Source organism: Microbispora bryophytorum, from assembly GCF_006874465.1.
GTDB lineage: Bacteria > Actinomycetota > Actinomycetes > Streptosporangiales > Streptosporangiaceae > Microbispora > Microbispora bryophytorum.
In genome coordinates this window covers 109,509-126,482 of record NZ_VIRL01000015.1, presented here as the reverse complement: position 1 = coordinate 126,482, position 16,974 = coordinate 109,509, and the positions used below count along the sequence as shown (strand labels likewise).

Annotated in this window: 14 protein-coding genes; 6 read left to right on the top strand and 8 right to left on the bottom strand. The window is 71.4% G+C overall.

The window, feature by feature from the left end; genetic code table 11:
* The first annotated feature begins 23 nt into the window (after positions 1 to 23).
* Complete coding sequence (locus FLX07_RS24800; protein WP_142573892.1) at positions 24 to 1,598, top strand: DUF885 domain-containing protein; 1,575 nt, start codon at positions 24 to 26, stop codon at positions 1,596 to 1,598.
* Here the strand turns inward: FLX07_RS24800 and FLX07_RS24795 are convergent.
* Entirely contained in the window at positions 1,595 to 2,248 is a 654-nt protein-coding gene (locus FLX07_RS24795; protein ID WP_229689713.1) for a class II aldolase/adducin family protein, read from the bottom strand. The two genes, FLX07_RS24800 and FLX07_RS24795, sit on opposite strands and share 4 nt — an antisense overlap.
* Before the next feature lie 47 nt (positions 2,249 to 2,295).
* On the opposite strand from FLX07_RS24795, the gene FLX07_RS24790 reads away from it, so the two are divergent.
* Entirely contained in the window at positions 2,296 to 2,568 is a 273-nt protein-coding gene (locus tag FLX07_RS24790; RefSeq protein ID WP_142573890.1) for a 4a-hydroxytetrahydrobiopterin dehydratase, read from the top strand.
* Between the two features lie 114 nt (positions 2,569 to 2,682).
* On the opposite strand, the gene FLX07_RS24785 is transcribed toward FLX07_RS24790, so the two are convergent.
* A complete protein-coding gene (locus FLX07_RS24785) occupies positions 2,683 to 3,096 on the bottom strand; it encodes a nitroreductase family deazaflavin-dependent oxidoreductase (protein ID WP_142573888.1) in 414 nt (137 codons plus the stop codon).
* Between the two features lie 66 nt (positions 3,097 to 3,162).
* Between FLX07_RS24785 and FLX07_RS24780 the strand changes: the two genes are divergently transcribed.
* The gene (locus tag FLX07_RS24780; protein WP_142573886.1) at positions 3,163 to 3,696 is read left to right on the top strand and encodes a MarR family winged helix-turn-helix transcriptional regulator; all 534 of its coding nucleotides are present in this window, start codon (positions 3,163 to 3,165) and stop codon (positions 3,694 to 3,696) included.
* 41 nt (positions 3,697 to 3,737) lie between these two features.
* Complete coding sequence (locus FLX07_RS24775; RefSeq protein ID WP_142573884.1) at positions 3,738 to 6,647, top strand: HNH endonuclease signature motif containing protein; 2,910 nt, start codon at positions 3,738 to 3,740, stop codon at positions 6,645 to 6,647.
* A 270-nt stretch (positions 6,648 to 6,917) separates the two neighbouring features.
* Here the strand turns inward: FLX07_RS24775 and FLX07_RS24770 are convergent, their stop codons facing one another.
* Positions 6,918 to 7,760 (bottom strand): spermidine synthase, encoded by an 843-nt coding sequence (locus FLX07_RS24770; RefSeq protein ID WP_229689714.1) that lies wholly within the window; start codon positions 7,758 to 7,760, stop codon positions 6,918 to 6,920.
* Positions 7,761 to 7,792: 32 nt separating this feature from the next.
* Between FLX07_RS24770 and FLX07_RS24765 the strand changes: the two genes are divergently transcribed.
* Together FLX07_RS24765 and lat are read left to right on the top strand one after the other, a co-directional pair.
* Positions 7,793 to 9,448 (top strand): penicillin-binding transpeptidase domain-containing protein, encoded by a 1,656-nt coding sequence (locus tag FLX07_RS24765; RefSeq protein WP_142573882.1) that lies wholly within the window; start codon positions 7,793 to 7,795, stop codon positions 9,446 to 9,448.
* A gap of 148 nt (positions 9,449 to 9,596) precedes the next feature.
* A complete protein-coding gene (gene lat, locus FLX07_RS24760; RefSeq protein WP_142573880.1) occupies positions 9,597 to 10,895 on the top strand; it encodes an L-lysine 6-transaminase in 1,299 nt (432 codons plus the stop codon).
* Here the strand turns inward: lat and FLX07_RS38890 are convergent.
* From FLX07_RS38890 to FLX07_RS24735, 5 genes are all read right to left on the bottom strand, one after another.
* Positions 10,791 to 11,129: a helix-turn-helix domain-containing protein gene (locus FLX07_RS38890; RefSeq protein ID WP_142573878.1), complete on the bottom strand. Its 339-nt coding sequence runs from the start codon at positions 11,127 to 11,129 to the stop codon at positions 10,791 to 10,793. The two genes, lat and FLX07_RS38890, sit on opposite strands and share 105 nt — an antisense overlap.
* 111 nt (positions 11,130 to 11,240) lie before the next feature.
* Positions 11,241 to 13,490 carry a penicillin acylase family protein gene (locus FLX07_RS24750; RefSeq protein WP_142573876.1) on the bottom strand — a complete coding sequence of 750 codons (2,250 nt, stop codon included), beginning with the start codon at positions 13,488 to 13,490 and terminating at the stop codon, positions 11,241 to 11,243.
* A 9-nt stretch (positions 13,491 to 13,499) separates the two neighbouring features.
* Positions 13,500 to 15,713 (bottom strand): FtsX-like permease family protein, encoded by a 2,214-nt coding sequence (locus FLX07_RS24745; RefSeq protein ID WP_142573874.1) that lies wholly within the window; start codon positions 15,711 to 15,713, stop codon positions 13,500 to 13,502.
* A complete protein-coding gene (locus FLX07_RS24740) occupies positions 15,710 to 16,390 on the bottom strand; it encodes an ABC transporter ATP-binding protein (RefSeq protein WP_142573872.1) in 681 nt (226 codons plus the stop codon). The genes FLX07_RS24745 and FLX07_RS24740 overlap by 4 nt, the downstream gene beginning before the upstream one ends.
* Entirely contained in the window at positions 16,387 to 16,911 is a 525-nt protein-coding gene (locus FLX07_RS24735) for a PadR family transcriptional regulator (RefSeq protein ID WP_142573870.1), read from the bottom strand. Before FLX07_RS24735 ends, FLX07_RS24740 begins: the two co-directional genes overlap by 4 nt.
* Positions 16,912 to 16,974: the final 63 nt, after the last annotated feature.

The following is a 16,974-nucleotide window of genomic DNA, read 5'->3' as shown; positions in this document are numbered from 1 at the left end:
TGTCGCGGATAGAGTCGGGCGCTATGACGCTGGTGGACGAGTTCATCGACTGGTACCTGGCCGAGAACCCGGTCAGGGCGGCCCTCCTGGGGGCCGACGGATACGACCGAACGCTGGGCGATCTCAGCGCGAGCGCCTTCACGGCGCGGGAGCGGGCGGCCGAGGAATGGCTGCGCAAGCTCTCGGAGTCGACACCTGAAAGCCCGGAAGACGAGATCGACAGAGACCTGGTCGCCGCCCATCTGCGCGGGCAGATCGCGCTGGCCCGATGGCCGGAGTGGCGGCGCGAACCGGCCGCCTATCTCGGGGTGATCTTCGGATCGATGTTCACGCCGTTCCAGCAGCGCCTCAAGCCGGAGGCCGAGCTGGTCGACGCCGCCGTCGCGCGGCTGGCCGAGGTGCCCGCCGTGCTCGCCGCCTGCCAGGCCAACCTGGACCCCGAGCTCGCCGCCGACCTGCTCGTCACGCGCGGCCTCGACCAGGCCCGTACGGGTCGCCGCTTCCTGACCGAGACGCTGCCCGCGCTGGTCGGCGACCCGGACCTGCGGGCGCGGCTGGCGCGGGCCGCGGAGCCCGCCGCCGACGCCTTCGACGGGCTGGTCCGCTTCCTGGAGGGGTTCGAGCCCCGTGGTAGCTGGCGGATGGGGGAGGAGCTCTATTCCGCGCTGCTGCGCGAGCAGGAGATGCTCGGATACGGCGCCGCCGAGCTGCACGAGAAGGGCCGTCAGGCCTGGGCCGAGATGGACACGCGGATGACGGAGGTCGCCGCGCGCCTCGGCTCCGGCAGCTGGCGGGCGGCGATGGAGTCGCTCATGGACGACCACCCGCCGACCCTGGAGGCCATGCGGGCCGAGTACGAGGCCGAGACGCTGCGGGCACGCGAGTTCGTCCGCGACCGCGGGCTGGTGACCTTCCCCGAGGGGGAGGTGTGCCGGGTCGAGCCCTCGCCGGAGTTCCAGCGGCCCATCATCGCCGTGGCCAGCTACCTCGCCCCGCCGCCGCTGTCGTCCTCGCGGGACGGCGTCTTCTTCGTGCCGTACACGCCGGACGGCTTCACCGAGGAGCAGGTGCGGCAGCGGCTGCGGACCAACTCGCGCCCGCAGATGCCCTCGATCAGCGTGCACGAGGGGTACCCCGGCCACCACTGGCACCTGTCCTGGATGGCCGGCAACCCGCACCGCGCCCGCAAGATCTTCCGTACGCCCTACTTCGTGGAGGGCTGGGGGCTCTACGTCGAGAAGCTCATGCACGAGCAGGGCTACTTCGACACGCCCCAGACCGAGCTCGCCCACCTCGACTGCCGCATCTGGCGGGCCGCCCGGATCGTGGTGGACACCGCGCTGCACTGCGACGACATGACCATCGAGCAGGCGGAGGAGTTCCTGACCACGAAGGCGTCGCTGTCGCCGGGCACCGCGGCCGGAGAGGTCAGCCGCTACTGCGCCTGGCCCACGCAGGCGCCCTCCTACCTCACCGGCGCGCTGGAGATCGAGCGCATCAGGGCGGACTACACGGGCGATCTGCGGACCTTCCACGACACGATCGCGGGTTCGGGCGGGCTTCCGCTCGGCCTCGCCCGGAAGGTCGTGCTGGGTTAGCCGTTGAGGGCGCGTTCGATGACGGCGGTGAGCTGGTCCTCGGTGAGCACCGCGGGCCGGCCCACGCCGAGAGCGCGGACGTAGACCTCGCACAGCCACTCCAGCAGGCGGGTCGCCTCGAACGCCTGCTCCAGGCCGGCGCCGATCGTCACCGCGCCGTGGCTGGCCATCAGGGCGGCCTGCCTGCCCCCGATCGCGGCGATGACGTTGCGCGCCAGCTCCGGCGTGCCGTACGTCGCGTACGGGGCCACGCGGACGGCGCCGCCGAGCAGCAGGGCGTTGTAGTGGATCGGCGGCAGCTCGGTCATGGTCGAGGCGACCACGGTCGCGAAGACCGAGTGGGTGTGCACCACCGCCCGGGCTCCGGTCGCCTCGTACAGCGCGAGATGCATCGGCGTCTCCGAGGAGGGCGTGCGCTCCCCTTCCACCACCCGTCCTCCGAGGTCGACAACGGGGCAGTCCTCCGGGCGCAGCCGGTCGAGGGCCACGCCCGAGGGTGTGACGACGACCAGGTCGCCCTCCCGGACGCTCAGGTTGCCCGAGGTCCCGATCACCAGGCCGAGGGCCGCCGCCCGCCGGCCGTAGTCGCACAGCTCACGCCGCAGCTCGTCCAGTTGCTCGCCGGGTTGCTCGTTCACCTGCTCGTTCACGCGGGCGAATCTACACAATCGGCCGTGTTTCGTGATGTCCTGATGCCATGTACGAGGCTTCCGAGTGGCGCCGCGAGGGAGACACGATCCGCAGGACCGTGGTCGCCCGAGATTTCCGTACGGCCATCGCGATCGTGAACGACATCGCCGAGCAGGCCGAGGCCCTGAACCATCATCCCGACATCGACATCCGATGGCGCACCCTCCACCTGGCGCTGACCACCCACGACGCCGGCGGCCTGACCGACCTCGACTACAAGCTCGCCGCACGCATCGACGCCATCGCGGCGGACCACGAGGCCGGATCGCCGCAGTCGTAGGGCAGTCCCGGGGGAGGCCTGCTCCAGCAGGGGGAAGCTCCGCTCGTTCTCCGCCCGCAGCCCGTCGTGGAACCGCAGCGGCTCGTCGCCGATCGCCCGGCCACGTTCGCGGTCTTACCGGTAAAGGGCGACGACCGGGATCACGCGGGAGGTACGGGCCTGGTAGTCGGCGAAGATCGGCCTCAGCTCGGCCTGCCGGGCGTACATGCGGTCGCGTTCCTCGCCCGTCAGCGGTACGGCCGTGGCGGTGAACGTCTCGATCGCCGTGCCGTCGCCCGCCTCGACGGTCACCGTGGGATTGGCGAGCAGGTTGTGATACCAGTCCGGGTGGCGTGGCGCGCCCGCGTAGGAGGCGAACACGAGGATTCTGTCCCCGTCACGCAGGCAGGCGACCGGGTTCGTCCGGGCGGCGCCCGTTCTTGCGCCGGTGGTCGTCAGCAGGATCAGAGGTGACCCCTCGAACGGTCCGCCGACCATGCCGGCGTTCGCGCGGAACTCTTGGATGATCTTGTCGTTCCATTCGGACATGCGACGATGGCTCCCGAGCCTCATAAGTATTTGCTTTGGCAGCAAAGGTATTTTGGAGATCAACGTATGTCAACGGATGAGGGGCTGAGTCTGGATGAGGGGGTCCGAACCCTCCTGCTGCTGATGCCGCGTCTGGTGGGCCGCGCCAAGCGCATGCCGGTCCCTGAGCCGCTCCGGACGCTCGACCTGGCGCCACGGCATCTGTCGCTGCTGTCCTATCTGCTGTTCGACGGTCCACTCACGGTGAACGAACTCGCCGCCCGGCTGGAGGTCGCCCCGGCCACCGTGAGTCTGATGGTGGGCGACCTCAGCCGCAAGGGTGTCGTGAACCGGCGCGAGGACGAGGCGGACCGCCGCCGCACGATCGTGAGCATCGCCGAGGCCAATCGGGAGGCGGTCGACGCCTGGCTCGCTCGCGGCGCCTGTGCCTGGCGCAGTGCGCTGGAGCCGCTGACGAGTGAGCAGCGGCGCGTGTTCGTCGAGACGCTCCGGTCGTACGAGCGAGCCGTCACCGGTGACGGTGTGACAGGTCTGAATCCCGTCTCGCCTGTGATCCCAGCTTATCGGCTGACGGGCTTGCCGCATGCTCACGGAGAGTGAAAGAATTCACACAGGTTTTCGAATTTCTTGAGGAGGGCGTGATGGATCTGTTCGACCTCGATCCTGAGCGCTCTCGTCGTTCGAATAGCTCTGGAGAGTGGTGGGATCGGCTGACCGCCGATTCCCCTCTGTGGTCGTCGGAAGGTTCGCTCGCCCGCGAGCACTTCCCGATCGCCGATCCCCAGCCGGCGCGGCACGCGAGCCGCACCGAGGCTGACAGCAGCGCCAGCAGTGGGCTCACGGGTGGTGAGGACACCGGCGACGACGCGACCAGTGCTGCGAGCGCCGCTGCCGCTGCCGCTGCTGCCGCCGCCGGTGGCGGTGCCCATGGTTCGAGTGCCCATGGTTCGAGTGCCGACAGCGCTGGTGGTGCCGACGCTGGGAGCACCGGTGGTGCCGGTGCCGGGAGCGCACGTGGTGCCGGTGCCCGCGATGCTGCTACTGGTGCTGCTGGGGGCCGGTCGTCGTGGGTTTTGGTGGGTTCGTTGCGTGAGTCGGCGCAGGCGTTGGCGCTGGCGGCGTTGCCGGGCGATGGGGACATCTGCGTGGCCGAGGCTGAGGATTTGCTGTTCGCGCGGGATCGGATCACGTGCGCTCTTGCTGATCGGGTGGGGCGGGTGCATCGGGCGGGGCAGGCCAAGCAGCATGGGCATGCCTCGACTCGTAGTTGGTTGCGCACCGCTGCCGGGATGAGCGTGGCGGGGGCGGGCCGTCTGCTGACTTTGGCGGTGGAGTTGGCGCGTCTGCCGAGGGTGCGGGAGAAGTTCGCCGCCGGGGTGTTGTCGGCGGGGGTGGTGGAGGCGATTTGCACGGCCACCGCGCGGTTGAGTGATGAGCATGCGGGGCTGGCCGAGCCGATTCTGCTGGAGTTGGCGGGTAAGGCGGGGCCGGCGGAGGTGGCCAAGGCCGGCCGCTACTTGCGGGCGGTGCTGGACCCCGACGGTGAAGACCGCGACGAGCGGGCCGATTACGGGCGGCGGTTTCTGCGGGTCCGCCCCACTGCGGGTGGGGGCTTGGAGGGGGAGTTCTATCTGCCGCGTGAGGCGGCGGCCCGGTTGCGGGCGCTGCTGGATGCTTATGCCAAGCCGCGTGCGGAGGGCGATGATCGGCCGCTGCGGGTCCGCCAGGCGGATGCGTTCATCGCGTTGATGGAGCAGAAGATCGTCGCCGAGCTCCTGGTCCTGGTCAACGCCGAATCCCTCCCCACCGACCCCGAACCTGACCAACCCGACCACCCCGAAGACCCCGCCCCCGACCACCCCGAAACCACCGAAGCCACCCAGGACGCCCAGAGCGCCGAAGACACCAAGGGCGGCGAGAACGCTAAGGACACGCAGGGCACCGAGGACACCGAGGACGGCCAGGCTGTGGACTACGCCGAGGATGGCTGGGGGAGCGAGAACGCTAAGGACACGCCGGGCACCGAGGACGCCGAGGGCGGCCGGGACAGCGAGAACGCCGAGAACGCCGAGAACGCCGAGAACGGCGAGGGCACCGAGGGCGCGCAGCAGGGCGGTGAGGGTGCCGGCGACGGCCAGGACGCTCAGGATGCAGCCGAGGGCGCGGCCAGTGCCGAGGATGGCTGGGACGGCGAGGACACCGGCCTCTCCGGCGACACCGGAAGCGTTGACGGGCCCTGCCCGGTGGAAGGCGGCGACGTCGACGACGCCATCCCCGGCGACGACGATCGCCGCAACCTCGGCGACGCCGACCCCGGTGATGTGGGTGACGTGGGCATGACCGGTGCTGCCGCACCTGCTCAGGGTGAGGGCCCCCACCGGCCAGATGACCCCGGCACCGCCGATGCCGAGGCGGCAGCCGGTCCGGCATCCGATGCCGATGCCGATGCCGGGGCAGCCGCGGACGCCGCCGCCGGGAGCACCGACCTTGACCTCGCGTCTACCGAGGGCGACGACACCGCACCGCCTAAGGCCGCAGACCGCGACCATGCCGCAGCCCAAGCTGAAACAGACCCCGAGCCTGCACCAGCATGGCCTGCCTACGGCGGTAGCGCGCCTGCACACGCAGCACCTCCACACGCAGCACCTCCACACGCAGCGCCTCCCAGCGCAGCGCCTCCCCGCGCAGCGCAATGGCCGGACCCTCCCCCTGAGGACGCCGCTGCGCATCACGCCCACGCCGGGCATCGGCCTGCGGGGGACTGCAGGCATGCGCTGGGCACGCCTGAGAACCAGAGCGACATGCGCTGTGAGCAGCGCCGCCACGAGCCGGACCGCCGTTGTGAGCCCGGCTTCGATGAGCCAGGCAGTGATGAGCAGGGCCGGGATCAGCAGGACGCGGCAGATGGCCAGAGGGCGTGCGGGTGCGGCGGCGAGGTCCGGTGCTCCTGCACGTCGGGGACAACGGGAACAGCACCGGGCGCAGTGCCGGAAGCACCGCCGGGCGAGCCGGAGCCGGGGGCAGCGGGAACGCCACTGGGAGCAGCGCCGGGGAGACAAGCGGGGACGCCATCGGGAACAGCGTCACGAACGCTGCCGGGGGCAGCGCCGGGCGAGCCGGGGCCGGGAGCTTTGCTGGGCACCGCGCCGGGGTTGTTGCTGGCGACCGGGCAGATGCTGCCCCTCGCCAGCGTGCATCGCCTGGCCCGCACCAGCAGCCTGGTGCGGATGGTGACGGATGCCGAGGGGCAGGTGCTGGACATGGGCCGCAAGGTCCGCCTGGCCACCCCCGCCCAGCGACGGGCCGTTTACGCCCGCTACGCCACCTGCTGGATCGACGGCTGCCCGCTGCCCGCCACCATGTGCCAGATCGACCACGCCGACAACTGGAGCACCGGCGGCCTGACCGACCTGAAACTCCTCGGCCCGGCCTGCCAGTTCCACAACCGCGACCGCTACCAGCACCCCGACCGCTACACCCGCCACAAGACCGGCACCGACCGCTGGGCCTTCACCTACCAGCCCACCCGCATCAACCGGCTACGGGAATGACGACCAGGGCACGAGGGTCGCTGGTGCGCTGTCCACAAAGCTCATCGGGCCGCCGGAGCGGAAGGACCGAAGGAGCGGAGTGGGAGGCAGCGAGGGAACGGAGCGGGAGGGAGCGAGACAGCGAAGGAACGGAGCAGAGTGGGAGGCGGCGAGGGAACGGAGCGGGAGGGAGCGAGGACCGGAGCGAGGGCCCGGCGGAGCGGGCTTCGCGAGGACCGGAGGTTCCTTCCGGCGCAGTGACCGACCCGGCCAAGGCCCATGAACATCAAGCTAGTCGAACAGTCCTGGCGGAGGGACGGGGGCGAGGACGGCGTCCCCATCGTGGATGGGAGCGGCACCGGCGACCAGGCGGCTCAGGTCCTCGTCCGCCAAGCATCGCGCCTGGGTGAGGCCGCCCGCCGCCTTCCTGGTGAGTGCCTCGATCGGCAGGTCACCGGACGAGGCCGTCAGTACGACGTTGCCGAACCTGCGCCCGCGCAGGATGCCGGGCTCGGCCAGCAGCGCGGCGTGCGGGAAGACTCGGCTCACCGTGGAGGCGACCCGCTTCACGAAGGGCAGGCCCTTTCCGTCCGCCACGTTGATCAGCGCCACGCCGGAGGCGCGCAGGACGCGGGCGATCTCCGTCATGTACTGGACGGTCGCCAGCTCGACCGGCATCGTCGCGCCCGAGAACGCGTCGAGCACGAACAGGTCGGCCGAGTCGTCCCTGAGGTCCGTCGTCGCCGCACGGCCGTCCATCACCCGCACCTTCAGCCGGGGCACCGACTTGAGGTTGAGCTGGTCGCGTACGAGCTGGACCAGCCCGGCGTCCGGCTCGACGACGATGTGCCGGGAGCCGGCCCGTCGCGCGGAGATGTAGCGCGGGACCGTGCATGCTCCGCCGCCGATGTGGACGGCGTCGAGCGGGCCTTCGGGCAGGCAGTCGATCACGCTCGCCATGAGCTGCGTGTACGAGAAGTCGAGATAGGTGGGATCGGTCAGGTCCACGTACGACTGGGGAACGCCGTCCCTGATCACCATCCACCCGTCGGGCCGGTCGAGGTCGCGCAGGAGCTCCACCTCGCCGAAGGTCACCGGATAGCGGCCTGGCAACGGTTCTCTGCTCCTTGCCACCTATGACTCCTTTCGCGTGATATGAGAACCGTATGCGGAACAGGGCCCTGCTCGCCCTCGTCGTGGTCGCCGCGGCCATCTTCGTCTTCGGCGTTGCCGGACTCATTGTGTCCGGCAGGCAATCGTCGGACGCGGACTTCGTCGCCGCGCCGCGGGGGACACCCGCACCCGGCGGCCCGCAGACGCTGCAGCTCCGCCCCGGCTCGTCTCCGGAACCGTCCCCGGTGAGTTCCCCGGAAGGCTCTCCGGACGAGACGGCCGCCGCCTACTTCCAGGCCTGGGTCAAGAGCGACTACGACGCCATGCGCGATCTGGTCGACGATCCCCCGGACGACTTCGCGGACGAGCACCGCGAGTTCGAGGACGCCGCCCTCTCCAAGTCGCTGCGGATCACGGTCGGCAACCTCGTGCGCACGGGAGACGAGACGGCCGAGATCCCCTTCACGCAGGAGCGGGACGAGCAGGACGCCGGCACCTGGCGCTTCGACTCCAGCCTGCGCCTGGCGGTGCGCGACCTCACGTGGAAGGTCGTCTGGACGCCGTCCGTCCTGCATCCGGAGATCCAGCCCGGCGGCAGCCTCGTCAGGACCGAGCCGGAGGCGGGGCCGCTGCGGCCGGTGACGAGGACGGGGCGGGAGCTCCCGCAGAACTCGGGCGCCGACGCCTACCTCGACAACCTGATGAACCAGGGGGTGGCGCCCACGACGGGTGTGGCCGTGGGATGGGCGCTGGAGGTCGACAACCCGGGCATGCCGGCGAAGACCGTCCTGTCCTACAAGCCGGAAAAGCGGCCGGTCGGCGTACGGACCACGATCGACTACGCGGTGCAGGCCGCGGCGGCCCGGGCGCTGGACGGCGTGCAGCGGGCCGCCATCGTGGCCGTACGGGCGTCCACGGGGGAGATCCTCGCGGTCGCCGACCGGTTGGGCGACCGGGCGGCGTTCGAGCGCAAGTACCCCCCCGGTTCGACGTTCAAGACGGTCACGGCGGCGGCGCTGCTCAACAACGGGCTGTCTCCCGACAGCACGGTGGACTGCGCGGCGGTCTACCAGATCCCCTTCAACCGGCCGATCCACAACTACAAGGACGAGAACCACGGGACCGTCACCCTGCGGCAGGCGTTCGCCCTGTCGTGCAACACCTCGTTCGCCAGGCTGACGATCGAGCGGCTGAACGGTGACACCCTGGTCGACCAGGCCAGGGCGTTCGGCTTCGGCGTGCCGGGGGAGAGCGCCGGCGCGAGCACGTGCGGCAGCATGCGGCGGCCGGAGAACCAGGACGCGCTCGCCGAGGACTCCTTCGGACAGGGCACGGTCGAGGCGACCCCGCTGTGCATGGCGCTGGTCGCCGCCGCGGTGGAGAGCGGCGAGTGGCGGCCGGCCCGCCCGCTGGCGGACGAGGCGTCGCAGGGGGAACTGCCGCAGAGCGTGCCCCTGCCGTCCAACGTGGCGGAGGGACTGCGCTCGCTGATGAGTGCGGTCACGATCGACGGGACCGCCGCGGGTTCCGACCTGCCGCAGGGGGTCGCGGGCAAGACCGGCACCGCCGAGGACGGGCAGGGCGGGCAGGACCACGCCTGGTTCATCGGCTACCAGGGTGACCTCGCCTTCGCCGTGTTCGTCGAGCACGGCGGCACCGGCCGTGGCGCCGCCGTCCCCATCGCCGCCCGCTTCCTGAATGCCCTGTGAACCCTCACCCGCCGGCCGCACGCCGCGGCGAACCTACCCTTGCGGCCTGAAAAATGTCCACTTGAGGTGCTATCTATGCGGAAACCCTTCACATAGATGACCCGATGTGAGGGAATCATCTCGTTTCCCAGCATGACGCGGAGGCGAAATGGACCCCACCACCGTGCACGACGCCCTCGCACGGCACCTGCTCGTCGACGGCTACCGTCTCGTGCTCGACCTGGACAGGAGTGCGGGCTCCTGGCTGGTCGACGCCCGGGACGGCCGGAGGTATCTCGACTTCTACACGTTCTTCGCGTCGTCGCCACTCGGGGTGAACCCCTTCGCCGACGACCCGGAGTTCGTCGCGCTGCTCGGCCGGGTGGCCGCCAACAAGCCGGCCAACTCCGACATGTACACCGTCCACCTCGCCGAGTTCGTGGAGACGTTCCGGCGGGTGCTCGGCGACCCCGAACTGCCGCACCTGTTCTTCGTCGAGGGCGGGTCGGCGGCCGTGGAGAACGCGCTCAAGTGTGCCTTCGACTGGAAGAGCCGCTGGAATGAGGCCCACGGCCGCCACCCCGGCCTCGGCACCCGCGTCCTCCACCTCACCCGGGCCTTCCACGGCCGCGGCGGCTACACGCTTTCGCTCACCAACACCGACCCCGTCAAGACCGAACGGTTCCCCCGGTTCTGCTGGCCGCGCGTCGACGTCCCCGCCATCCACTTCGGGGACGTCGAGAGGGCGGAGGAACGGGCGCTGGCGCAGGCCAGGGAGGCGTTCGAGCGGTTCCGCCACGACATCGCCTGTTTCATCGCCGAACCGATCCAGGGCGAGGGCGGCGACAACCACATGCGCCCCGAGTTCCTCCAGGCGATGCAGGCGCTCTGCCACGAGTACGAGGCCCTGTTCGTCATGGACGAGGTGCAGACCGGCGTCGGACTGACCGGCACCCCCTGGGCGTACCAGCAGCTCGGCTTGGCCCCCGACATCGTGGCCTTCGCGAAGAAGGTCCAGGTGGGGGGCATCATGGCGGGCCGCAGGGTGGACCTCGTGCCCGACAACGTGTTCCAGGTCAGCGGCAGGATCAACTCCACCTGGGGCGGCGGCCTGGTCGACATGCTGCGCTCCCGCCGGATGCTGGAGATCGTCGAGCGGGACGCCCTGATCCCGAGAGCGGCCATCCTGGGCGAGAAGCTGCTCGGCGCCCTCCAGGGTCTGGAGGCCGAGGGCCTGGTCGCCAACGCCCGCGGCCGCGGGCTGATGTGCGCCTTCGACGTTCCCGACCCCGCCGGGCTGGTCGCCCGGCTCCGGGAGGAACGGGCGATCCTGGTCCTGCGCTGCGGAGAGCGGTCCGTACGGCTACGCCCTGCCCTGTCCGTCCAGCCGGACGAGCTTGAGTACGGCCTGGCCGGCCTGCGCGCCGTCCTCACCGGGAATCTGGCCGGGGATCTGGCCGGGGGCTGACGGCGCCGGTGGCGCGGGTTCGCCGCGCCAGCGGCAGATGGCCGTCATCCTCGAATCCACGCCCAGCTTGGCGTAGATGCGGTTGACGTGGTTCTTCACGGTCTTCTCGCTGAGGAACAGCAGGCGCGCGATCTCGCCATTGGAGTGACCGGTCGCGATCAGCTCCATGACCTCGGCTTCCCGCTTACTCAGTCCCAGGTCGTGTCCCGGCGTGGTGCGGTCGTCGATTCTCATCCGGCCTCCGTAGAAGACGATCAGAGATCGCCGGGGCCCCCGCACGGCGGTTGTGAGGCAGCATAACCTGCAACGTCCACTTTTGGGGAAAAATGCGCTGACTTGCCCGGGTCAAGGCTCCTCATGGATCGTGATGATTTCGAGCTGTGGATCGGCGGCGATCTCGGCCGCGGTGAAGCGTTCAGTCACCCACTCGCCGCGCGAGAACAGGGCCGTCTGGTCGGTGTGGTGCGGCGACGCGGGGTTGGCGGACAGGGAGTAGGTGAGGACGGTCCGCGTGCGGGGGCCGCCGGGGGTGAGCTCGACGGCCATCATGAAGCTGGATCCGGTGTTCACCTCCGGGTAGCGTCCGTCCGTGCCCAGCGGCCCGCCCGTGCGCACCCGGTCGAAGCAGCCCTCCCCTTCGGTGCAGCCGGGAATCGGGATCGAGGAGTAGCTCTGCGCCTCCCCCGGGGTGAGCGTCAGCGGGATCCGGTTGGACCGGAAGAACTCCACGGTGTCGGCGAGGGCCTGCCGCACCGCCGGGTCATCGATCTTCAGCCCTCGCGGAGTGGTCAGCGGACGCTCGGGGTCGAACGGCACCCGCCACATGGGACGGCCGAGCCGGGAGAAGAACTCGCGCCACAGGACGGCGCCCTCGCCGTCCAGAGTGGCCCGCCCGTCCCATTTCTCCAGCGTCTGGCACGCCTCGTGGCTTAGCTCGGGTTGTGCACGGCACAGCTTCAGCAGGTCGTCGCGCATCAGCTCGAAGGTGAGGTTGCGCTTGCCGTGCACCGTGGCCTGCAACGTCTCCAGCGTGAAGCCGGGCGCGCCGAGCCCGTCGGTCCCGGACAGCCGCTGGGCGATCATGTCGAGGCTGACCCGGGGGCGCGGCTCCAGGTCCGTGCCCGTCTTGCCGTACGCCTGGGGATAGCCGGTGAGCGGCTTCGCCGGATTGGTCATCCAATAGGTGTTGTTGGAGTTGGCCACGTAGTCGGCGCGGACCAGCCTCGGCTGGCTGCCGGGCCCGAAGACGCCCGGCACGACGGCGTCGCCGTCCCTGCCCCACAGGCACGCGGAGGTCGAGCCGTCCAGGACGTACGCATCGAGGCCGGGATCCGGCGAGGGCTCGGCGCAGCGCTTCGCCTCGGCGTCCGTGACGTGGGGGACGACCGAGGTGTCGGCGAAGTAGGCGGTCCCGCTCGCGTCGGTGGCGAGGGTGTGGACGAACGGCATCCCCTGGTAGGTCCGCTGGGCCGTGCGCAGTTCGTCGAGGTCGCCCGCTCTGGCCAGCGCCAGCCACTCGTCGGCCGCCCGCAGGTTGGCGGCGTTCGCGTCGGCCAGCGCGTACGCCGCCTCGTCGGTGTGGCCGGTGGCGAGCACCGGGCCGTAGCGGGAGCTGAGGAGTGTGTGGACCGAGACGGTGCCATCCGGCAGCGTGACCGTCACCTCCTGCTCGCCCATGGGCTCCGCCCGGCCGTCCACCAGGTAGCTGTGGCCGCCCGCGAGCTTCAGCCGGTAGACGGTGAAGTGCTGGGCGTGGGAGACGGTGTGGGTCCAGGCGACCTCGGCGTTGTGGCCGATCTGGACGACCGGGGTGCCGTACAGGCTGCCGCCGGAGACGTCGAGCACGCCGGGGATCGTGAGCTGGACCTGGTAGAAGCGGCGGATCCCCTGCCAGGGGAAGTGGGGATCGGCCAGCACCATGCCGCCGCCTCCGCGGGTGGCCTGACGGCCGAGCACCCAGGCGTTGCTGCCTGCCGCCGGCGGCGGCTCAGGCTTCGGTCTCTCGGGTTCGGCCATGCCGGTGATGACCTCCTTCAGGCCGGAGCTGGAGACCATCCGGCTGAAGTCGAGCAGGTTGTTCCACATGTCGGTGGCGGTGATCGGGCCGACCCACGCCTTGCCCCGGCATCGGGGATCGGGCAGGTTCGCCACCCCGGTGTCCTCCAGGTAGCGGTTGTATCCGGCGACATAGCCGTCCACCAGGCGGCGCAGCTCGTCGCTCGGGCCGACCGGCGCGGGCCGGGCCAGCAGCCGCCGTACGACGCCCGAGGCGGCGACGCTCTTGTAGTAGACGTCGCTGGTGAGGTTGGCGACCGGCTTGGGGTCGTCGGACTCGGCCTCCGGCCCGAAGTAGCGGGAGCGCTCGCCCCGCAGGGTCACCACCCAGGAGGCGAGCGTGCACAGGTTGTCCTGGGCGAAGGCGTAGCCGTATCCGAATCCGAGGCCGCCGTAGTCCTTGGCAGTGATGTGCGGGATGCCGTATTCGGTGCGCCGGATCGTCGCCGAGTATCCCCCGTCGGCCGCCTCCGCCGCGGGTACGGTCGCGACGGCGGGGGCGAGTAACGCCAGCGCGATCACGAGTGGCCTGAGCTTCATGGGGGGCTCCTATTCGAAACGCGCGTTGTCGGGCATGGTCATGCGCCGCAGCATCGGCAGCGTCGTGAGGATCACCAGGAGGGCGGCGGCCAGGCCGCCGCCGAGGGAGGCGAAGTAGACGGGGCCCGGGATCGCGATCGACGCGCTCCTCATCGCGAGGGCGTCGATGAGCGGCTCGGCCACCCCGAAGCCGGCGCCGGCGGCGAGTGCGGCGGCCAGCACGAGCGGCAGCGCCGACTCCAGCAGCACCACCGCGGCCAGGGTGCGCGTGGGCGTGCCCGCCAGCCGCAGCAGGGTGAACGGCTGCCTGCGCTCCACCAGCCCGCCGCCGGCCGCCACCACGAGGCCGCAGGCGCCGGCGACCAGGGTGAGCCCGACCATGGCCAGCGCGACGTTCTCCGCGCGGGTGTAGAGGTCCGCCCTGACCTCGGCGACCTCGGCGAAGGTCATCGGCGCTTCGACGGTGTAACCGGCCAGCAGGGTGCGCAGCCGCTCCAGTGTCGCCGTGTCGGGTGTGGTGATCATGACGGCCGCCAGGTCGAGCCCGTCGGCGACGGCGGGCGGGCTGTCCGGGCCCGCCAGCGGAAGGAGCCTGTCGACGGTGAGGGGGTTGTCGGCGCCGACGATGCGGGCGAAGTTGCCCGCCACGGCGCGCGTACTTTCGGGGCACCGGCCCAGCACGGGGAAGCGGGCCAGGCCGGCGCACTCGACGACGTACGGCGCGGGCGGCGGGCCGTCGGGCCCCGGGGGGACGCGTTCGATGTCCGCCCTGGCGTAGATCGGCAGCACCTCCACGCCCGGATGGGCGCGTAACCGGTCGAGCAGCTCCGTCGCCGCGCGTGGTGACAGGCCGGAGACGCCCGGCCGGGCGAACGTCGCGCCCAGAACGTCGTTGAGCGTGCCCCCGGCCACCTTCTGCTGGCCGGCGACCACGGCCGGCACGAGGGCCGCGATCGTCGTCCCGATGAACACCGCCAGCACCAGCCCGCTCACCGACCTGAAGGCGGTCTTCGGATCGGCGGCCAGGCGCCGCGTGGCCAGCAGCGTCGCCCCGCCCCGCGTCAGCCGGGCGGTCAGACGTGCGGCGACCATGGTCAGCCAGGGGCCGGCCAGCATCAGCCCGGCCATGATCAGCACAAGCGCGACGACGGCGAGCAGCTCGTCGGGCTTGCCGTTCCGGTACACCGGGCCCGCGAACATCCCCAGGCCCGCCAGCAGCGGGATCACCCGCCACGCTCGCGGAGGGGACGCGGTGGTCTTCCTCGCCACGCCGAGCGGCGAGATCCGCACCCGGCGCAGCGACCACAGGGCGGCGCCGGCCGCCACGACGGGCACCCCGCCGAGCACGGCCGCGTACTGCCAGAGGTGCGGGGTGACCAGCTCGGGGAAGAACCGGGCGCCGGTGATCCGCACCCCGGCCACGGCCGGCCGTACGAACTGGAAGATCGCGAATCCGGCCAGCGCGCCGGCCAGCGCGCCCAGCGCGGCGTCCACCGTCGCGAGCACGTTGATCTGCCGGGTGGTGGCTCCGACCAGGCGGATGGCGGCGAAGCGGGTCTCGCGGCGAGCCGCGGCCAGCCGGGTGGCGGTGCCCACGAGCACCAGCAGCGGGACGATCAGCCCGACGGCGGCGACGCCGAAGCCGAACCGGTAGACGTCCGCCCCGTCGTCGATCGCCGGCTCGGCGTCGACCACGTCGACCTGCCGGGCGCCGGGCATGGCGGCGACCTCGTCCGGCGTCCGTCCCACCACGATGACCAACTCGTCGGGCCCGGACAGCGCGGCGTCGCCGATCAGCCCGGCGCGCGTGCCGGGAAAGCGGTCGGCCAGTTCCGCAGGCGGCGCCGAGTCCAGCAGCCCGGCCAGCGCGGGCGAGACGTCGTACTGCCCCGGGCCGGGCATGCGGAACAGGCCGGGGACGACCGGCGCCCGCGTGCCGAGCGCGGCGGCGTCCAGCCTCTTGATCGTCCGGCCCGCGTAGAAGTCCTCGCGGTAGCTCCACAACGCGCCGTCGGCCGTCGGGTCGAGGGCCCAGCCACTGGGCGCCGAGCCGGTCGTGCACTCCCAGCAGGGACGGCCGCCGGTGGCCTGGAAGGCGTTGAACAGCGACAGCGTGGCCAGCAGCACCGCGACGCCGGCCGCCACTCCGACGACGATCAGCGCCAGCCTGGCCGCCGCCTCCCTGCCGCTGCTCAGCGACAGCCGCAGGCCCAGCCGGATCATCGGACGGCCCCGGTCGCGTACGGGTCGCAGACCCGGCCGTCGCGCACCACGACCTCCCGGTCGGCGCAGGCGGCCACCCGGGCGTCGTGGGTCACCACGATGACGGTGGCGCCCTCCTCGCGGGCCAGGCCCACCAGCAGGTCCATCACGTGTTCGCCGGTGAGCGTGTCCAGCGCGCCGGTCGGCTCGTCGGCGAACACGACCCGGGGCCGCGTCACCAGTGCTCTCGCGATGGCCACGCGCTGCGCCTGCCCGCCCGACAGCTCTCCGGTGCGCCGCCCGCCCAGGCCGGCCAGCTCCAGCCGCTCCAGCCATTCGGCCGCCCGCCGCTCGGCGTGCCTTCTCCTGGTGCGGCCCAGCAGCAGCGGCAGCATCACGTTGTCGGTGACCGTCAGCTCCGGCACGAGCTGGCCGAACTGGAAGACGAAGCCGAAGGCGGTGCGCCGCAGTTCGCTGCGGCGGCCGTCGTCCAGGGTGTCCAGGCGGCGTCCGTCGAACCACACCTCTCCGGTGTCCGGCGTGAAGATGCCGGCCAGGCAGTGCAGCAGCGTGGACTTGCCGGACCCGCTGGGGCCCATGATCGCCACGACCTCGCCCGCGGCCACCGAGAGGTTCGCCTCCCGCAGCGCGGGCGTGCTGCCGTAGGAGCGGCTGACCTCCCGAGCCTCGACGATCATGAGGCGCGCACCATCTCGGCCAGGGCCCCCAGCCGGGCCTGGGTGACGTCGATCCACCGCAGGTCCGCCTCCACGTGGAACATGGCGTGGTCGGCCAGCAGGGCGTCGGTCAGGGGGCCGCCGCGCTTGATCTCCGTCAGCTCCCGCATGCGCCGCATGTGCGTGGCGCGCTGCGCGTCCAGGTAGCCGGCCGCGTCACGGCCCAGCATCAGCGCCAGCACGACCTTGGTGAACAGCACCGTCTGCAGGTACGGCTCGGCCGCGACCGGCTCGACCAGCCAGGTGGCGACCTCCTGCCGGCCCAGGGGGGTGATGGCGTAGCGCTTGCGGTCCGGCCCGTCGCCCGGTTCGCTCTGCCCGGTGACCTTGCCGTCCCTGGCCAGGCGGCCGAGCGTGGAGTACACCTGCCCGAAGGGCAGCGGCCGGCCCCGGCCGAAGAAGGCGTCGTAGTCGCGTTTCAGGTCGTATCCGTGGCTCGGCTCCCGTTCCAGGAGGCCGAGCAACGCGAGGGGAACGGTCATGTTCCGGACTATACATCGAGTGTATACACGGGGGTGATAATCGCTCGTGAAAAAACGAACGGC

Coding starts and splice junctions, on each gene's coding strand:
- FLX07_RS24800 (WP_142573892.1), top strand. CDS start 24: ATGACGCTGGTGGACGAGTTCATCGACTGGTACCTGGCCGAGAACCCG.
- FLX07_RS24790 (WP_142573890.1), top strand. CDS start 2,296: ATGTACGAGGCTTCCGAGTGGCGCCGCGAGGGAGACACGATCCGCAGG.
- FLX07_RS24785 (WP_142573888.1), bottom strand. CDS start 3,096: ATGTCCGAATGGAACGACAAGATCATCCAAGAGTTCCGCGCGAACGCC.
- FLX07_RS24780 (WP_142573886.1), top strand. CDS start 3,163: ATGTCAACGGATGAGGGGCTGAGTCTGGATGAGGGGGTCCGAACCCTC.
- FLX07_RS24775 (WP_142573884.1), top strand. CDS start 3,738: ATGGATCTGTTCGACCTCGATCCTGAGCGCTCTCGTCGTTCGAATAGC.
- FLX07_RS24765 (WP_142573882.1), top strand. CDS start 7,793: ATGCGGAACAGGGCCCTGCTCGCCCTCGTCGTGGTCGCCGCGGCCATC.
- lat (WP_142573880.1), top strand. CDS start 9,597: ATGGACCCCACCACCGTGCACGACGCCCTCGCACGGCACCTGCTCGTC.
- FLX07_RS38890 (WP_142573878.1), bottom strand. CDS start 11,129: ATGAGAATCGACGACCGCACCACGCCGGGACACGACCTGGGACTGAGT.
- FLX07_RS24750 (WP_142573876.1), bottom strand. CDS start 13,490: ATGAAGCTCAGGCCACTCGTGATCGCGCTGGCGTTACTCGCCCCCGCC.
- FLX07_RS24745 (WP_142573874.1), bottom strand. CDS start 15,713: ATGATCCGGCTGGGCCTGCGGCTGTCGCTGAGCAGCGGCAGGGAGGCG.
- FLX07_RS24740 (WP_142573872.1), bottom strand. CDS start 16,390: ATGATCGTCGAGGCTCGGGAGGTCAGCCGCTCCTACGGCAGCACGCCC.
- FLX07_RS24735 (WP_142573870.1), bottom strand. CDS start 16,911: ATGACCGTTCCCCTCGCGTTGCTCGGCCTCCTGGAACGGGAGCCGAGC.